Origin of the sequence: Gordonia sp. VNK1, assembly GCF_040049135.1 — a bacterium.
In the GTDB taxonomy this organism is placed as follows: Bacteria; Actinomycetota; Actinomycetes; order Mycobacteriales; family Mycobacteriaceae; genus Gordonia; species Gordonia oleivorans.
Window position 1 is genome coordinate 133,431 of record NZ_JBDZDJ010000006.1, and the last position, 15,366, is coordinate 148,796.

13 protein-coding genes are annotated in these 15,366 nt (G+C 67.1%); 10 read left to right on the forward strand and 3 right to left on the reverse strand.

The window, feature by feature from the left end; genetic code table 11:
* Positions 1-361: 361 nt before the first annotated feature.
* Positions 362-976 (reverse strand): Rv1476 family membrane protein, encoded by a 615-nt coding sequence (locus tag ABLE94_RS09545; RefSeq protein ID WP_348803782.1) that lies wholly within the window; start codon positions 974-976, stop codon positions 362-364.
* A 407-nt stretch (positions 977-1,383) separates the two neighbouring features.
* Between ABLE94_RS09545 and ABLE94_RS09550 the strand changes: the two genes are divergently transcribed.
* The 7 genes from ABLE94_RS09550 to ABLE94_RS09580 all read left to right on the forward strand — a co-directional run bounded on the left by ABLE94_RS09550 (position 1,384) and on the right by ABLE94_RS09580 (position 11,025).
* On the forward strand, positions 1,384-4,200 hold the full coding sequence (locus tag ABLE94_RS09550) for an aconitate hydratase (RefSeq protein WP_348803781.1): 2,817 nt from the start codon (positions 1,384-1,386) through the stop codon (positions 4,198-4,200).
* Between the two features lie 17 nt (positions 4,201-4,217).
* The gene (locus ABLE94_RS09555) at positions 4,218-4,802 is read left to right on the forward strand and encodes a TetR/AcrR family transcriptional regulator (RefSeq protein ID WP_348803780.1); all 585 of its coding nucleotides are present in this window, start codon (positions 4,218-4,220) and stop codon (positions 4,800-4,802) included.
* A gap of 61 nt (positions 4,803-4,863) precedes the next feature.
* Entirely contained in the window at positions 4,864-6,510 is a 1,647-nt protein-coding gene (locus ABLE94_RS09560) for a GMC oxidoreductase (RefSeq protein ID WP_484494646.1), read from the forward strand.
* A gap of 12 nt (positions 6,511-6,522) precedes the next feature.
* Positions 6,523-8,208 (forward strand): thiamine pyrophosphate-binding protein, encoded by a 1,686-nt coding sequence (locus ABLE94_RS09565; RefSeq protein ID WP_348808650.1) that lies wholly within the window; start codon positions 6,523-6,525, stop codon positions 8,206-8,208.
* A complete protein-coding gene (locus ABLE94_RS09570) occupies positions 8,205-8,867 on the forward strand; it encodes an SRPBCC family protein (protein WP_348803778.1) in 663 nt (220 codons plus the stop codon). The genes ABLE94_RS09565 and ABLE94_RS09570 overlap by 4 nt, the downstream gene beginning before the upstream one ends.
* Positions 8,864-9,892, forward strand: coding sequence for a 3-oxoacyl-ACP synthase III family protein (locus tag ABLE94_RS09575; RefSeq protein ID WP_348803777.1), 1,029 nt, complete (start codon positions 8,864-8,866; stop codon positions 9,890-9,892). The genes ABLE94_RS09570 and ABLE94_RS09575 overlap by 4 nt, the downstream gene beginning before the upstream one ends.
* Positions 9,889-11,025: a pyridoxal phosphate-dependent aminotransferase gene (locus tag ABLE94_RS09580; RefSeq protein ID WP_348808651.1), complete on the forward strand. Its 1,137-nt coding sequence runs from the start codon at positions 9,889-9,891 to the stop codon at positions 11,023-11,025. The genes ABLE94_RS09575 and ABLE94_RS09580 overlap by 4 nt, the downstream gene beginning before the upstream one ends.
* On the opposite strand, the gene ABLE94_RS09585 is transcribed toward ABLE94_RS09580, so the two are convergent.
* Positions 10,932-11,774, reverse strand: coding sequence for an alpha/beta fold hydrolase (locus tag ABLE94_RS09585; RefSeq protein ID WP_348803774.1), 843 nt, complete (start codon positions 11,772-11,774; stop codon positions 10,932-10,934). The genes ABLE94_RS09580 and ABLE94_RS09585 overlap by 94 nt on opposite strands.
* A gap of 121 nt (positions 11,775-11,895) precedes the next feature.
* On the opposite strand from ABLE94_RS09585, the gene ABLE94_RS09590 reads away from it, so the two are divergent.
* Together ABLE94_RS09590 and ABLE94_RS09595 are read left to right on the forward strand one after the other, a co-directional pair.
* Positions 11,896-13,443 carry an AMP-binding protein gene (locus ABLE94_RS09590; RefSeq protein ID WP_348803773.1) on the forward strand — a complete coding sequence of 516 codons (1,548 nt, stop codon included), beginning with the start codon at positions 11,896-11,898 and terminating at the stop codon, positions 13,441-13,443.
* A 275-nt stretch (positions 13,444-13,718) separates the two neighbouring features.
* Complete coding sequence (locus ABLE94_RS09595; protein ID WP_348808652.1) at positions 13,719-14,276, forward strand: hypothetical protein; 558 nt, start codon at positions 13,719-13,721, stop codon at positions 14,274-14,276.
* A gap of 169 nt (positions 14,277-14,445) precedes the next feature.
* Here ABLE94_RS09595 and ABLE94_RS09600 read toward each other — a convergent pair whose 3' ends face one another.
* Positions 14,446-14,829 carry a hypothetical protein gene (locus ABLE94_RS09600; RefSeq protein WP_348808653.1) on the reverse strand — a complete coding sequence of 128 codons (384 nt, stop codon included), beginning with the start codon at positions 14,827-14,829 and terminating at the stop codon, positions 14,446-14,448.
* A 173-nt stretch (positions 14,830-15,002) separates the two neighbouring features.
* Between ABLE94_RS09600 and ABLE94_RS09605 the strand changes: the two genes are divergently transcribed.
* Positions 15,003-15,320 (forward strand): prealbumin-like fold domain-containing protein, encoded by a 318-nt coding sequence (locus ABLE94_RS09605; RefSeq protein WP_348808699.1) that lies wholly within the window; start codon positions 15,003-15,005, stop codon positions 15,318-15,320.
* Positions 15,321-15,366: the final 46 nt, after the last annotated feature.

Consider the following 15,366-nt stretch of genomic DNA (forward strand, 5'->3'; position numbering starts at 1 on the left):
GGCAGTCGATCTGCCCCTCCGGCTCCGATGGCCGTCAGAAACCCCCGCACAGGCGCACCTCTGTCGCATGTACAACTCGCATCACATGGAGCGCACTGATGAGCAGATGCACCACACGTGACATTGGAACCGTACGTCACATCTACCACTCGCGAAAACAAGCGCAACGAATTACAAAGACGTGATTACCTGCAGAGATGGGCGTGAACAGCCGAAAGTCCGCGACCTCTGGTCACGTTTCGAATTGGTAACAGAGCCGGGCGTCGGCGGTCGCGACACTTGGAGAGCTCGGCGCCCCGGTGTAGATGCGGCCGATCATGAGAAGCCGAGCGGCGACGGCGAGACGCTGCCCGGTTGGCGATCAGTCGTTCGCCACCGCGGAAGCGGGCGTCGGGTCGACCTCCGCCTCATGATCTGGATCATCGGCACGTCGACGCAACGACCGAAGGCGGCCGAGGACGGCGCCGATCGCGACGACGACCATCAACACCAGCGTGATCAGCGTCCAATCCAGGCTCGGAGCCGTGATCGAATCGACCATCTCCGCGGCCGCCTGCGGCGGGTTGGACAGGGTGAGATTGTCGGTCGACTCCTCGAGGACCACGCGACTGAACTCCGGAGAGGCACTCCCGACCGCGTTCGGTCCGAACACCAGGACCGTTCCACCGACCTGTTGCTGCAACTCGGTGGCGATGTCGCGGTACATGGTGAACACCGGCATCTTCTGGTCGAGGACGACGATGTTGATGTCGTGGCCCTGTCCCTGGGCGTGATTCACCACGGCACGCAACGCGTCGACCTGATCGGGGTTCTGGGTGTAGACGTGATCGTCGCGCAGGCCGTCGGCGATGGTCGCGAGGACGATGCCACCGGGCGCCGTGGTGTCGGTGACGCCCGGCGAGTCGTACTCCGACGCCGGGGCGGCCACCGGAGCGGCGAGAATCAGCGAGCCGTCGGCGACGGGGCCAGGAGTCATGCTGTCGCTTCCTCACACCACCAGGTGACCCGCCCGGAACCGGACGGCCACGTTTCACGATCATTAAATGTGCGTGGTGCGGCGTCTGCTCACCGAACCTCGACCAGCACGGTACGACAGAATGGGATGGTCATGGGCCACCGGGTCCGCCGTGGCTCGCGCGCGTGTCGGTGGTTGTTAACAGTACGGACGTACTGTTAGACTGGTTTGCGTCGCCGCGGAAACCCCGCGGTCGCTGGATGACACAGCTGGATGACACAACAGCACGACCCCGGCGCAGCCCGTCGGGGGATGGTCAGAGTCGACGAGATGGTGACGCTCGCCGATGAGCCCGGAGTAGGCCCGGACTTCTCGCCCGGGACGCACAATGCCGACGCAGCCCGTCGGCCAGAGGAGAGTGGAACAACGTGAGCATCAATTCGTTTGGCGCCCAGGGCACCCTTGAGGTGGGCGACAACTCCTACGAGATCTTCCGCCTCAGCGCGGTCAAGGGCACCGAGAAACTCCCCTACGCCCTGAAGGTCCTCGCCGAGAACCTCCTGCGCACCGAAGACGGCGCGAACATCACCAAGGAGCACATCGAGGCGATCGCCAACTGGGATCCCTCGGCCGAACCGAGCATCGAGATCCAGTTCACCCCGGCGCGCGTCATCATGCAGGACTTCACCGGCGTCCCGTGCGTGGTGGACCTGACGACCATGCGCGACGCTGTCAAGGAACTCGGTGGCGACCCGGAGAAGGTCAATCCCCTCGCACCGGCCGAGATGGTCATCGATCACTCCGTCATCATCGAGGCCTTCGGCAATTCGCAGGCCCTCGAGCGCAACGTCGAGATCGAGTACCAGCGCAACGAGGAGCGCTACAAGTTCCTCCGCTGGGGCCAGGGCGCGTTCGACGACTTCCGGGTTGTCCCCCCGGGCACCGGCATCGTCCACCAGGTCAACATCGAGCACCTGGCCCGTTCCATCATGGTGCGTGACGGTGTCGCCTACCCCGACACCTGCATCGGCACCGACTCGCACACCACCATGGAGAACGGCCTGGGCGTGCTCGGTTGGGGCGTCGGCGGTATCGAGGCCGAGGCAGCGATGCTCGGACAGCCCGTGTCGATGCTCATCCCGCGCGTCGTCGGTTTCAAGCTCACCGGTGCCGCCAAGCCGGGTGTGACCGCCACCGACGTGGTGCTCACCATCACCGACATGCTCCGCAAGCACGGCGTGGTCGGCAAGTTCGTGGAGTTCTACGGCAACGGCGTGGCCGAGGTGCCCCTGGCCAACCGCGCCACCATCGGCAACATGAGCCCCGAGTTCGGCTCGACCTGTGCGATGTTCCCGATCGACGGCGAGACCATCAATTACCTCAAGCTCACCGGCCGCAGCCAGGAGACCCTCGACCTCGTCGAGGCGTACGCCAAGGAACAGGGCATGTGGCTGGAGAAGGATGCCGCCGAGGCCGAGTACTCGGAGTACATGGAGCTCGACCTGTCGACGGTCGTCCCGTCGATCGCCGGCCCGAAGCGCCCGCAGGACCGCATCGAACTGTGGGACGCCAAGAACGCCTTCCGCAAGGACATCCACAACTACGTCGAAGAGGGCAACACCCCGCAGATCAACGGCGTGGACGAAGCCAGCGAGGAGAGCTTCCCGGCCTCCGACGCGCCGGCCACCTCGCCCGGTGCGGCCAAGCTGTCGTTCTCCGACGACGAGGTTCCGGCGCACGACGCGTCGAAGGGTTCGGCGGGCCGTCCGTCCAAGCCCGTCGTGGTGGAGTCGGCCGAACGCGGCACGATGGTGCTGGACCACGGCATCGTGACGATCGCCTCGATCACCAGCTGCACCAACACCTCCAACCCGTCGGTGATGCTAGGCGCAGGCCTGCTCGCCAAGAAGGCGGTCGAGAAGGGCCTGACCTCCAAGCCGTGGGTCAAGACCTCGATGGCCCCGGGTTCGCAGGTCGTCACCGGCTACTACGACAAGGCCGGCCTCTGGCCGTACCTGGAGAAGGTCGGCTTCTACCTGGTCGGCTACGGCTGCACCACCTGCATCGGCAACTCGGGACCGCTGCCGGAGGAGATCTCCAAGGCGATCAACGACAACGATCTGACCGCCACCGCGGTGCTCTCGGGTAACCGCAACTTCGAGGGTCGCATCAACCCCGACGTGAAGATGAACTACCTCGCGTCGCCGCCGCTGGTCATCGCCTACGCCCTGGCCGGCACGATGGACTTCGACTTCGAGACCGATCCGCTGGGTCAGGACACCGACGGAAACGATGTGTTCCTCAAGGACATCTGGCCGTCCAACGAGGAGATCGCCGAGACCATCAAGAGCTCCATCTCGGCCGAGCAGTACGCCGAGGACTATGCCGACGTCTTCAAGGGCGACGAGCGGTGGCAGAACCTGCCGACGCCGGACGGCAAGACCTTCGAGTGGGACGACGAGTCGACCTATGTGCGTAAGCCCCCGTACTTCGAGGGCATGAAGCTCGAGGCCGACCCGGTCAGCGACATCAAGGGCGCGCGTGTGCTGGCGAAGCTGGGCGACTCGGTCACCACAGACCACATCTCCCCCGCGTCGACCATCAAGCCCGGCACCCCCGCCGCGCAGTACCTGGACGAGCACGGGGTGGCCCGAAAGGACTACAACTCGCTGGGTGCCCGCCGCGGTAACCACGAGGTGATGATCCGCTCGACCTTCGGCAATATCCGCCTGGCCAACCAGCTCGTCGATGTCACCGGTGGTTACACCCGCGACTTCACTCAGGAGGGTGCGCCGCAGGCCTTCATCTACGACGCCGCGCAGAACTACGCCGCCGCGGGTACTCCGCTGGTCGTGCTCGGTGGCAAGGAGTACGGCACCGGAAGTTCGCGTGACTGGGCCGCCAAGGGCACCAGCCTGCTGGGCGTCAAGGCCGTCATCACCGAGAGCTTCGAGCGTATTCACCGCTCGAACCTGATCGGTATGGGTGTCATCCCGCTGCAGTTCCCGGAGGGCGAGTCGCACAAGTCGCTGGGCCTCGACGGCACGGAGACCTTCGACATCACCGGTATCGAGGAGCTGAACTCGGGTACCACCCCGAGCACGGTTCACGTCACCGCCACCAAGGAGGACGGCTCGACGGTCGAGTTCGACGCCAAGGTGCGCATCGACACCCCCGGTGAGGCCGATTACTACCGCAACGGAGGCATTCTGCAGTACGTGCTGCGCAACATGATCAAGGGCTGATCGGGGGTATCTGCACAGTGCCCAAGGTCAGCGATGACCGCCTTGCCGCGCGTCGTCGGGAGATTCTCGACGGCGCGCGGCATTGCTTCGCGGAGTACGGATACGACGGAGCCACCGTCAAACGCATCGAGGAGTCGACGGGTCTGTCGCGCGGTGCGATCTTTCACCACTTCCGGGACAAGGAGGCGTTGTTCCTCGCCCTCGCGCAGGAGGACGCCGAGCGGATGGCCGACGTGGCGGCCGAGCAGGGCCTCGTCCAGGTCATGCGGGACATGTTGACCAGCCCGCAGGACTTCGACTGGCTCGGCACCCGGCTCGAGATCGCCCGGAAGTTGCGCACCGACACCAAGTTCCGGGATGCGTGGAGCGCCCACTCGGCGGATCTGGAGAAGGCCACGGCGGCGCGACTCGAACGAGGCCGCGCCTCGGGCCGACTCCGTGACGACGTGCCCACCGAGGTCCTCGTGGGGTACCTCGACCTCGTCCTCGACGGGTTGATCACGCGGCTCGCGACCGGCCAACCCACCGATGACCTGCACAAAGTTCTCGATCTCGTAGAGGAATCGGTGCGTGTCTCGCGAAATGCGGGAAGTGAGACGTGAATCACACCCAGGTGCCCCTAAAGAGGTATGCCTAGCCTAATTTTCTGGCTAGCTTCACAGGGTGCATTCAGACTTCTCGTCCACGGGACTCCCGACCGCCCCCCTGACCCGACGCTCTCTGCTGCGCGGCATCGGTGTCGGGTCGGTGGGTGCCGGCCTCGCCGCCGCCGGACTCGGTTCCACGTTCGCCGCCGCACCCGCGAGGGCCGCCGACGGTGCCACCGCCATCGTCATCGGCAGCGGCTTCGGCGGGGCCGTTGCGGCCCTGCGGTTGGGGCAGGCCGGAATCCGCACGACGGTCCTCGAACGCGGCCGCCGATGGCCGATCCGGGGCGACGGCAACACCTTCGCCACCTTCGACCGCCCTGACCGGCGGGCCGCCTGGTTCGACACCACCGCCGGGATCTCCAGCGTCGGCCGGACGCCCACCACCCCCTACCCCGGTGTGCTCGACACGATCCGCGGCAACGGGATCGAATCGGTCCACGGGGCCGGCGTCGGTGGCGGCTCACTGGTGTTCGGGGCCTTCACCCTGCAGCCGGACAAGGCCGACTTCGAGCATGTCTTCCCCGGTGGTAGCGGATACGACGAACTGTCGCGCACCTACTTCCCGCGCGCCCGGAAGGTGTTGGGTACCGGCCCGCTCCCCGATGACATCCTGGCGCATCCCAACTACGTCGGCGCCCGGTCGTGGCTGACGATCCTCAAGCGCTATGGAATCGCGCCGCAATTCGTCGACTACGCGATCGACTGGGACCGCGTGCGGGCCGAGTTGGCGGGTCGCGCACCGAAGGGCGTATCCATCGGCGACCTGTCCTACGGCGTCAACAGCGGCGCCAAGAACTCCGTCGACCACAACTACCTGCCGGCGGCCGAACGCACCGGATTCGTGACGATCAAACCGATGCACGAGGTCTTCGAGATCACCGAGCGCACCCGGCGACCGGGCTACGTCGTGCGGTCACGACTCATCGACGACGCCGGGCGCACCGTGCGGATCGTCACCACCGAGGCCGACTACCTGTTCATGGCCGCGGGCTCGTTCCACACCACCTCGCTGCTGGTACAGGCCCGGGCGCGCGGAACGCTGCCGCGCCTGTCCCCCAAGATCGGCAACGGCTTCGGCGGCAACGGCGACTTCCTGATCATCCGTACCGCGCTGCGCGATCAGCACGGGCCGGTCCAAGGTGGTCCCGGGTATGCCCGGATCCGGGAGGATCGCATGCCCGGCGGGCCGGCGACGATGATCTATCAGGCCAGTCCCTTCCCGGCCCCGGCCGGCTCACTGGCGACCACACACCTCATCCAGGTCCACACCGACGAGCGCGGCACCATCGACTACGACCACACCACCGGCCGCACCACGCTGAACTATCCGCACCCCGCGGGCACCAGCGACCTGGACCGGCAGGCCATCGCCTTCGCCCGGCACTTCCATGACCGGACCGAGGGTCGATTCGGGCACGCGCTCAACGGGATTCCGGTGTACGACCGTCTCTCCGGCTTTGGTTCGGGCGCTACCTTCCACGGACTCGGCGGAGTGGTGGTCGGACAGGCCGCCGATGCGAACGGCGCGGTCAAGGGCTACGACAACCTCTACGTCGTCGACGGTGCGTTCGCCCCGGGGGCCGTCGGCCTGGTCAATCCGTCCCTCACCATCACGGCACTCGCGGAGCGGACGATGGACCGCTTTCTGGCCGCACACTGATCCGCCTCGCAGATGACGCCGGGTGCGCGATCGGCCAGGGTCGCCGATCATGTCTGCGCACGACTGTACGAACTGGGCATCTCGACGGTGTTCGGGGTGCACGGCGCCAACATCGAGGACATCTTCGACGCGGCATCGGCTCACCCCGGCATCACGCCGGTGATCGCGAAACACGAGTTCGCGGCCGGCGCGATGGCCGACGGCGTGGCCCGCATGCGAGGCGCGCCGTCGGCGGTGCTGACCACCTCGGGCGGCGGAGCCCTCAACGTCATCGCCGCACTCGGCGAGTCGTATGACAGTCGGGTGCCGGTACTCGCCGTCATCGGTGCACCACCCTCGAACACCGTCGGCCGCGGCGGATTCCAGGACATGCTGTCGCCACCGGACACCATCGATCTCGAGGTGGTGCTGTCCGGGGTTGTCGGCGCCGTTGCGGTGGTGCGCACCGTCGACGACGTCGACGCCGCACTCGACACTGGCGCCGCGACACTGCGCCGATCGCTGCCGGCGGCCGTCGTGATACCGAAGAATATTGCGGCACAACATTTTTCCGAAGAAGCAGGCAACAGGCGTGCGCATATCGACGCCCCGGCCGATGTAACGGCTCATCCGGACCCGGACGTGTTGGACCACATCGCCGAAACCCTCTGCCGTACAGCAGGTCCCGGTCAGGTGTGCATCTGGTCGGGTGAGGAGGCGGCACGGCATCGTCTTGGTGGCGCGGTGACGGAGCTCGCCGACCTGCTCGGCGCCACCACGGTGGTGTCCCCGGGCGGTCGGGACGTCGCCGGGCCCGGGTGCGCGGGAGTGACGGGGGTGATGGGTCATCCGTCGGCACATGCCGCCCTGGCTGAAGCGTCGACGATCCTGGTGCTCGGCTGCCGGATGTCGTTGACCGATCGCGCCGGGCTCGACGACATCCTCGCCGAGCGGACCGTCGTTCATCTCGGCGCGCATCCACCGCGCACCGGCGGCGTTCGCCACATCGGCTGCGATCACCTCGAATACGCTCTCGCACAGGTGGTCTCACGAGTTCGTCGACAGTCGAGGTGCGTGCCCGGAGCCGCCGCCCGGGAGGTCGTCGCCCTCGTGACCCCGAAATTCGACGGCCCGCACCCCGACATGCGTTCGGTGATCGAGGCCGTCGGCGCGGCACTGCCCGACGACGCCGCGGTGTTCGCCGACGCCGGCAACACCGGAGCCGCCGCGATCCACCATCTGCCCTTCGGTGTCGGACGGTTCGCCGTGGCCCTGGGCATGGGCGGCATGGGATACGCGATCGCGGCCGGTGTCGGTGTCGCCATCGCCGGTGGCGACGGGGATACACCACGACGCACGGTGGTGATCGCCGGCGACGGCTCCTTCCTGATGCACGGTATGGAGATCCACACCGCGATCGAGCACGATGCGCCGATCACGATCGTGGTGGCGAACAACGACGCGCACGGCATGTGCCGCACCCGCGAGGATCTGTACTTCCCGGCCACCTCATCGCTGAACAGCTTCCGGCACACCGACTTCGCCGCCGGACTCGACGCGATGTTCCCGACGCTGACCGTCTGGCATGTGACCGAATCCGGCGAGCTCGACGCGGCCCTCGGCGCCGCACTGACACATCCCGGGCCGAACTGCGTCGTCGTCGAGGTCGACGCCGACGACCTACCGCCGTTTGCACCGTTTCTGAGAGGACACCCATGACGACGACCACCACCGCATTGTCGGATCTTCCCGAGGGAGAACACCTGCCGGGAGTGATCAGGGTCGAGACCCATTCCCGGGCCGAGTCGACACCGATGCTCGTCGACCGAATCCGGTCGGTCTATCCGCATCAGCAGATCTACGGCGACTACTGCACCGTGCAGGGCTACGTCGACGCGCCGCCGCGCCCGCTGTACGCATGGCTCGCCGACCCCCGGTCACTCGAGGAATGGACGTACAGCACACGGGGTCTGCGCGTCACGCGGACGCCCGGACTGTTCCTCGGCCAGGATCGCCTCAATGACGACACCGACATCTACGTGCGGGCCGTCACCCACGATGACGCGATGACGGTGGACTATCACTGCGCGTGGGACCAACCCGATCACCTGTGGATGGTCTATCTCATGCGGGTCGTCGACGCGCAGGTGGTCCTGAATCGCCCCGGTTCGGTGGTCACGTGGACCAACTGCCGGCACCCGTTCTATGACTCGAACCCCTACCCGGATACCGCCCCCGCGGGCCGGGAGGAGTGGGTCGGCGATCTCTGGGACATGTTCGCCGCCGGGCATCAGGTCGAACTCGACAATCTCACCGCGATTGCCGAGTCCCGGCACCGCGCCGGTCTTCCCCTCACCCCGGAATGGATGCGTTCATGACCGCCTCGATCAGCCCCGCGATCAGCCTGGCCGACGTGGCGACCTACCGCCCCACCAACCGGGTACCGGCCACGTGGTTCGCCGAGTATGCGGCCGACGACGCACTCGCCGACAATGTGATGTTCCGAGCCCCCGCACACCGCCATCATGCGGCGGACGGGGAGACCTCGGCCGACATGATCGTCGCTGCGGCAGCGGTATTGGCCGATCGGCACGGTTCGGACTACCTCGACGACGTGGACGTGGTGCTCACCCACAGCCAGCTTCCCGAGGTCCCGGTGCGCGGATGCGTGGGCGAGGTGGCCCATCGCCTGGGGTTGCGGCCGACGACCGTCCTCGACGTCCACAACGGCGGATGCGCCGCCTTCGTGCACATGATCGAGATCGCCGGCGCACTCCTGCGCGTCCGCGGCGGAGGCAAGGCACTGATCGGGGTGGCCACCAACACCGCCGGTCAGATCTTCACGCAGGAACAGGTGCGGCCCAAGGCGCAGGCGGCGATTCCCGGGGATGGTGCCGCGGTGGCCGTGCTCACCCTCGACGGGTGCAATCCGGTGCTGGCCACGGTGTGCCGGTCATTCGGGGAGTACTCGGCGGATATGACCGCGGTCAGCGATCCGCCACGCAAGTATTGGGAGGCCGGCCCCGGCCAGATCCACGTCGGCTTCACCGACGCCAAGATCGCCAAGGTGCTTTCCCGCGGAAACCGTCTCGTGCCGGAGGTGTCCTACGAGGTCGCCGGCCGAATCCCGGTGGCGCCGCGGGATCTGGACTGGTTCATCACCAATCAGCCGAACCGCATCTTCCTCCGGAACTGGCGCGAGGCCCTCGAGTTGCCGGAGTCACGGCATCCGGACACCTTCGACGACTGCGGCAATCTGTTCGCGGTCGGTATCCCGATGACGCTGGACGCCCTCGTCGACAGCGGCAAGGTCGCCGACGGTGACGTCATCATGATGTCGGCCTTCGCCCACGCCGGTGACTTCGCCGCGGCCTGCGCGGTGCGTTGGTCCGGACGGTCGTGACCCCGCGCGGGTCCACCGTCGCAGATACGCCGGTGCGGTGTGACCTCAACGAGTCGGCGTTCGCACCGCTGCCCGCCGTCGTCGAGGCCATGGCGACCGCCGTCCGCGACGCCCATCGATATCCGGAGTTCAGCGCCGACCGGCCGCGCCTGGCCATCGCCGCCCATCTGGGGATCGGCGCAGACCAGGTGACGGTCGGTCCGGGTGGAACCGCGGTGGCGCAGGCGATTCTGGCGGACGCCGTGTTGTGCGCCCGTGGACGCGGGATCGCCGGGCCCACCATCCTCACACCCGCCCCGACCTTCGACGGGTTCGGCATTCTCGCGCGGATCCTCGGCGTGCGACTCGTCACCACACCTCTCGACGAGCATGGATGTCCCGACCTCGATGCCCTGGCCGCTGCGGTCGACTCCTCGTCGGCCGCGGTGATCCTGTGTTCACCGCACAATCCGACCGGCGCCGTGCTCGGCGAGTCGCGCCTGCGCGCGTTCCTCGCGGATCTCGACACGGCGCTCCCGGTGATCCTCGACCAGGCCTACATCGAGTACTGCGAGCGCCCGGTCGATGCACTGGCCATTGCCGCGGAGTTCCCGAATGTCTGTGTGCTACGCACCTTCTCGAAGGCCCATGCCCTCGCCGGGGTCCGGATCGGGTACGCATTCGGCGCGCCGTCGGCGGTGGCCGGCGCACGCAGCCAGGAGATACCCTTCGCGATCAGCGCGGCCGCGGCCGCCGCGGCGCCGGTGGCACTGCTGGCCCACCGGGAACTCGACGCGCGGATGTCGGCCGTTCGCGCCGAACGCACACACCTCGCACGGTCCCTCGCCTCCGTGGGTGTGCAGGTCCTCGACGGCCACGCCAACTTCGTCTACCTACCGGGTGCCGACGGCCTCGCCGTGGGACGGGCGCTGGCCGCGAACGGGATCCACGGCAGGTTCTGTGGCTCGGACGGTTTCCTCCTGACGGTCCTCGACCGTGCGGTCACCGAGCGGATCATCGGTACCGTCGTTCGCACGCGGAAAGCCGGTCTGCCCCGCACTCACGAGTCGCCGTCGAGGAATCGGGTGATCAGCCGCCAGGCGGAGTCGACGAGGGCCTCATCGAGTTCGTCGGCGACCACCGCACCCAGGTAGTCACCGTGTGCCGCGGGCACCACCAGCGCTCGACCATCCGGGACGAGCCGGCTCATCGCGAGGGTGTGTTCGCCGCGGACGATGTCGTGGTCACCGCCGACGAACATCGTCGGCGCACGCAGGTTCGCCAGGGCGGCGTCGGTCCAGTCGACGAATCCACGCATCAGGGTGACGTCGAGTTCGAACATCCGGCGAAAGTCGTCCGGGGCGGGGTTGATTCGGCGATAGGCCTCGGCGAGCAGCGGCGGCACCCCGTCCGGATCCGGATCGTCGAAGGAGTCCCAGAAACCGTCGATCATGCCGTCGCGGCGCGTGAAACCCGAGGCCACCACCACACGCCTGGTGAGCTCGGGCCGACTCAACGCGAACCGCAGGACCGTCGGCCCGCCGTTGGAGAAGCCCATGATGTCGACCTGTCCCACACCGAGTGACTCCACCAGCGCCGCGATGTCGGCGGCGGAGTTGTCGAAGGTGTACGGCCGGCGATGGTGTGGGGTGTGGCCGTGTCCCTGCAACTCCACGGCGATCAGTGTGCGGTGTGGGGACAGCACGCGGATCCCGTGACCCCAGTCGACGTCGATCACACCGGCGCCGCCGTGTACCAGGACCAGCGGTGTGGAACCGTCGTCGGGTCCGTGGATCTCGTGGTACAGGTCGATCGTGGTCATCTCGGGCCTCTCGTGGTGGTGGTGTGTGGCCGGTGGTGCCGAGTGGTCGGGTACGTGCGCCGCGGTCATACGTGCGGTCATACGTGATGACCGTCGCCGACCGTGGAACTCACCGGTCGCACATCGGACAAATCGGCCCCGCCGAGCGAACGCTCGCTATAATCTGAGTTCTACTTGTGTCGTTCGTCACCGAGGAGTGAGCGTGTTCCCTGGAGTTTTTGCTGCCCGTACCCCCGACAAGCCCGCCGTGATCCGCGCGTCCACCGGCGAGCAACTCACCTACGCCGAGCTCGACGAGTACTCCACCCGACTGGCCAATCACCTCGAGACCCTCGGGCTGAAGCCCGGCGACTGCATCGCCATGATCTCCGAGAACGATCTGCACATGTTCGTGGCCTATTGGGCCGCGCTCCGCAGCGGGCTCTACATCACCGCCATCAACCATCATCTGACCGCGGAGGAGACGAACTACATCCTCACCGACTCCAACGCCCAGGTGCTGTTCGCCGGCGCCTCGGTGGCCGCCGCCGTCGAGAAGAGCGGCGACATCTCCGCTCTCGCCGTGCCGGGCCACCGCATTGCGTGGGGCGGCGACATCGCGGGCTTCGAGTCCTACGACGCCGTCCTCGCGAGCGCCTCCGCGCAACCGCGCACCGATCAACCGCGCGGCACCGACATGCTCTACTCCTCGGGTACGACCGGACGCCCCAAGGGAATTCAGACTCCGCTGCCCCAGGGCCAGGTCAACGAGATCCCGGACGCCTACACCGCGATCTTCGCCCCGATGTACGGATTCGACGAGAACTCGGTGTACCTCTCCCCCGCTCCGCTGTATCACGCTGCGCCACTGCGGTACTGCGGTGTGACCAACTCGGTCGGCGGCACCGTGGTCTTCCTGGACCGGTTCGACCCCGAGGACGCCCTCGCGGCGATCGAGAAGTACGGCGCCACCCACAGCCAGTGGGTGCCGACGATGTTCATCCGAATGCTCAAGTTGCCGAGCGAGGTTCGCGATCGTTACGACGTCTCCAGCATGAAGCTCGCCGTCCACGCCGCCGCCCCGTGTCCGGTCGAGGTCAAGCAGGCGATGATCGCGTGGTGGGGCCCGGTCATCCACGAGTACTACGCCTCGACCGAGGCCGCCGGTGCGACGTTCATCGGCCCGCAGGAGGCCCTCGATCACCCCGGTTCGGTGGGTAAACCGCTCCTCGGGGTCGTCCACATCTGCGACGAGGACGGCAACGAACTCCCCGTCGGCGAAGTCGGGCTGGTGTACTTCGAGCGCGAGGAGGTGGCCTTCGAGTATCACAACGACCCGGCCAAGACCGCCGAGGCCCGCCACCCGGCACACGAATTGTGGTCCACCACCGGCGATGTGGGATACGTCGACGACGAGGGCTACCTCTATCTGACCGATCGCAAGGCGTTCATGATCATCTCCGGCGGCGTCAACATCTACCCGCAGGAGGCCGAGAACGTCTTGGTGAATCATCCCGCGGTGTTCGATGTGGGTGTCATCGGTGTCCCCGACGCCGATCTCGGTGAGGTCGCCAAGGCCTGCGTGCAGTTGGCCCCGGGGTACACGCCGTCCGACGAACTCGCCGCCGAACTGCTCGAGTTCACCGGGTCACGCATCGCCACCTACAAGGTTCCGCGGTCGGTCGACTTCGTCGACGAACTCCCCCGCACACCCACCGGAAAGCTGGTCAAGGGCATTCTGCGCAAGTCCTACTGGCCCTCGACGGTGTAGGCCGCCGGTGTAGCCCACGATCACGAGCCCATAACATTCCTGCGCGACGCTAACGATCTCCCCGGCCCGACGGATATTCCCCTTGTCGGGATCACACAGTCGGGACCACACAGTCGGGACCACACAGTCGGGACCACACGATCCACTCCGGGTCGGGGAGATCGCGAGTCCGCGCCATGCGCACACTCACCGAATACCGTCGCACGCAGCCGCGTGGCGGACGTCCAACTCACCATCGAAACCGCTGCCACACAGGCCCTCCCATCCGAATCGCGATGGCCCTGACCGCCACGATCGGCTGTTCGCTGATCGCCGGCGTCGGCCCGGCTGCCGCCGAGCCGGTCAATACCACCACCACGCCGGCCCCGGACTCATCCACACCGGCCGATCCGTCGACGCAGCCCAGCCCGTCCACGCACCCCAACCCCACCACATCGCCCGGCCCACCGGTCACGTCGTCGTCCGAATCGAGCCCGAGTCCGCTGCGCCGTGCTCTGATCACCGCCGTCCTCGACGGCGCCCATGACACCGTCGCCGGGGTGACCGTCCGCATCGCGGCACCGTCGCCGTACGTCTACGAGCTTCCTGCCACCATCGACTCGCCGACCGACTCGATCCCCGTTCGGGTACTCACCGTTCCCGCCGGACTCACCCTCGTCGGTCCATCGGACTTCACCATCGGCCTCACGCCCGGCGAAACCGTCACCTACACGGTGCATCTCACCACTGCATCGACATCGCCGGGATCCCCTGGCGGAACCGTACCCGGCCGTGATCCCGCGGGCCGCGTGCCGCTGACCTCCATCCCGTCGGGTCCGATCACGCGGTCGTGACGTCGGCCGCGTGAATGACATTGTCCGCCCATTTCCTATGCACGGCTAACGACCGGACCGGGTCGCGCGACACACCCCATGCCGGCACCGGCACTCCGCATTCCAATCCGCATTCGAACCAGGGTCGGGGAGACCTCGGGAATCATCATGAGCCGAAAGCACTTCCGCGTCATCCGCACCGCTGCACTCCCATCGGTGGCGCTCGTCGTGGCCACCATGACAGCGGGCATCGCCGCGGCCGAGACACCACGACCACCACCCCACCGCCGATCGCGTCCACCACCACACAGACCACACCGCCGTCACCGGCAACCACACCACCATCCACCACCGGCAGCGATCCCGCTCCCCCGTCGACACCCGCGTCGACCAGCGTTTCGGTTCCGCCGTCGGCACCATCGACCAGCAGTCCTACTTCGACGCCGCCGGAGGGCCAGGGAACGCTGAACCTCACCACCCGCGACACCGCCGGCAACCCGGTCCCCGGGGTGGTGATCGACTTCGCCGGACCGTCGGGCAGCCAACCGATTCCGCTTCCGGCGTCGATCAACAATTACCCGGGGTCGTACGGCATCACCGTCACCGACGTTCCGGCCGGCTATCGGCTCGTCGGTTCCGGCGGATTCTCCGTCGACATCGTCGCCGGGCAGACGGTGAGCCATGAGTTCACCTTCACCCGCACCGACAGCGGACTGAACTTCGGTTGGCTTCAGGTCACCAAACGCGATCGGATCGACGGCCACACGTTGCCCGGGCGCCCAATTCGCCGTGGCGACCTGCGACGGGCAGGGCCTCGGCGTGATCACCACCGACGCCGAGGGTATCGCGTCGAAACGGGTTCGCGGCGGATGTTACACCGCCCGCGAAATCGCTGCTCCCGCAGGTTATCTCAACGACGGATTGACCTACACCTTCGACGTGCTCGGCGGCCAGACCACCGATCAGTCGATCTACAACACCCGCGCTGGGTATGTCAGCTCCCGCAATCCCGCAGGCCGAGTACCGCTCTCATCGATCCCGTCGGGACCGGTGAACCGGCCGTGACGACCATCGTGAGCACGGCGACGCCGACGCGCGCCACACTGCACCG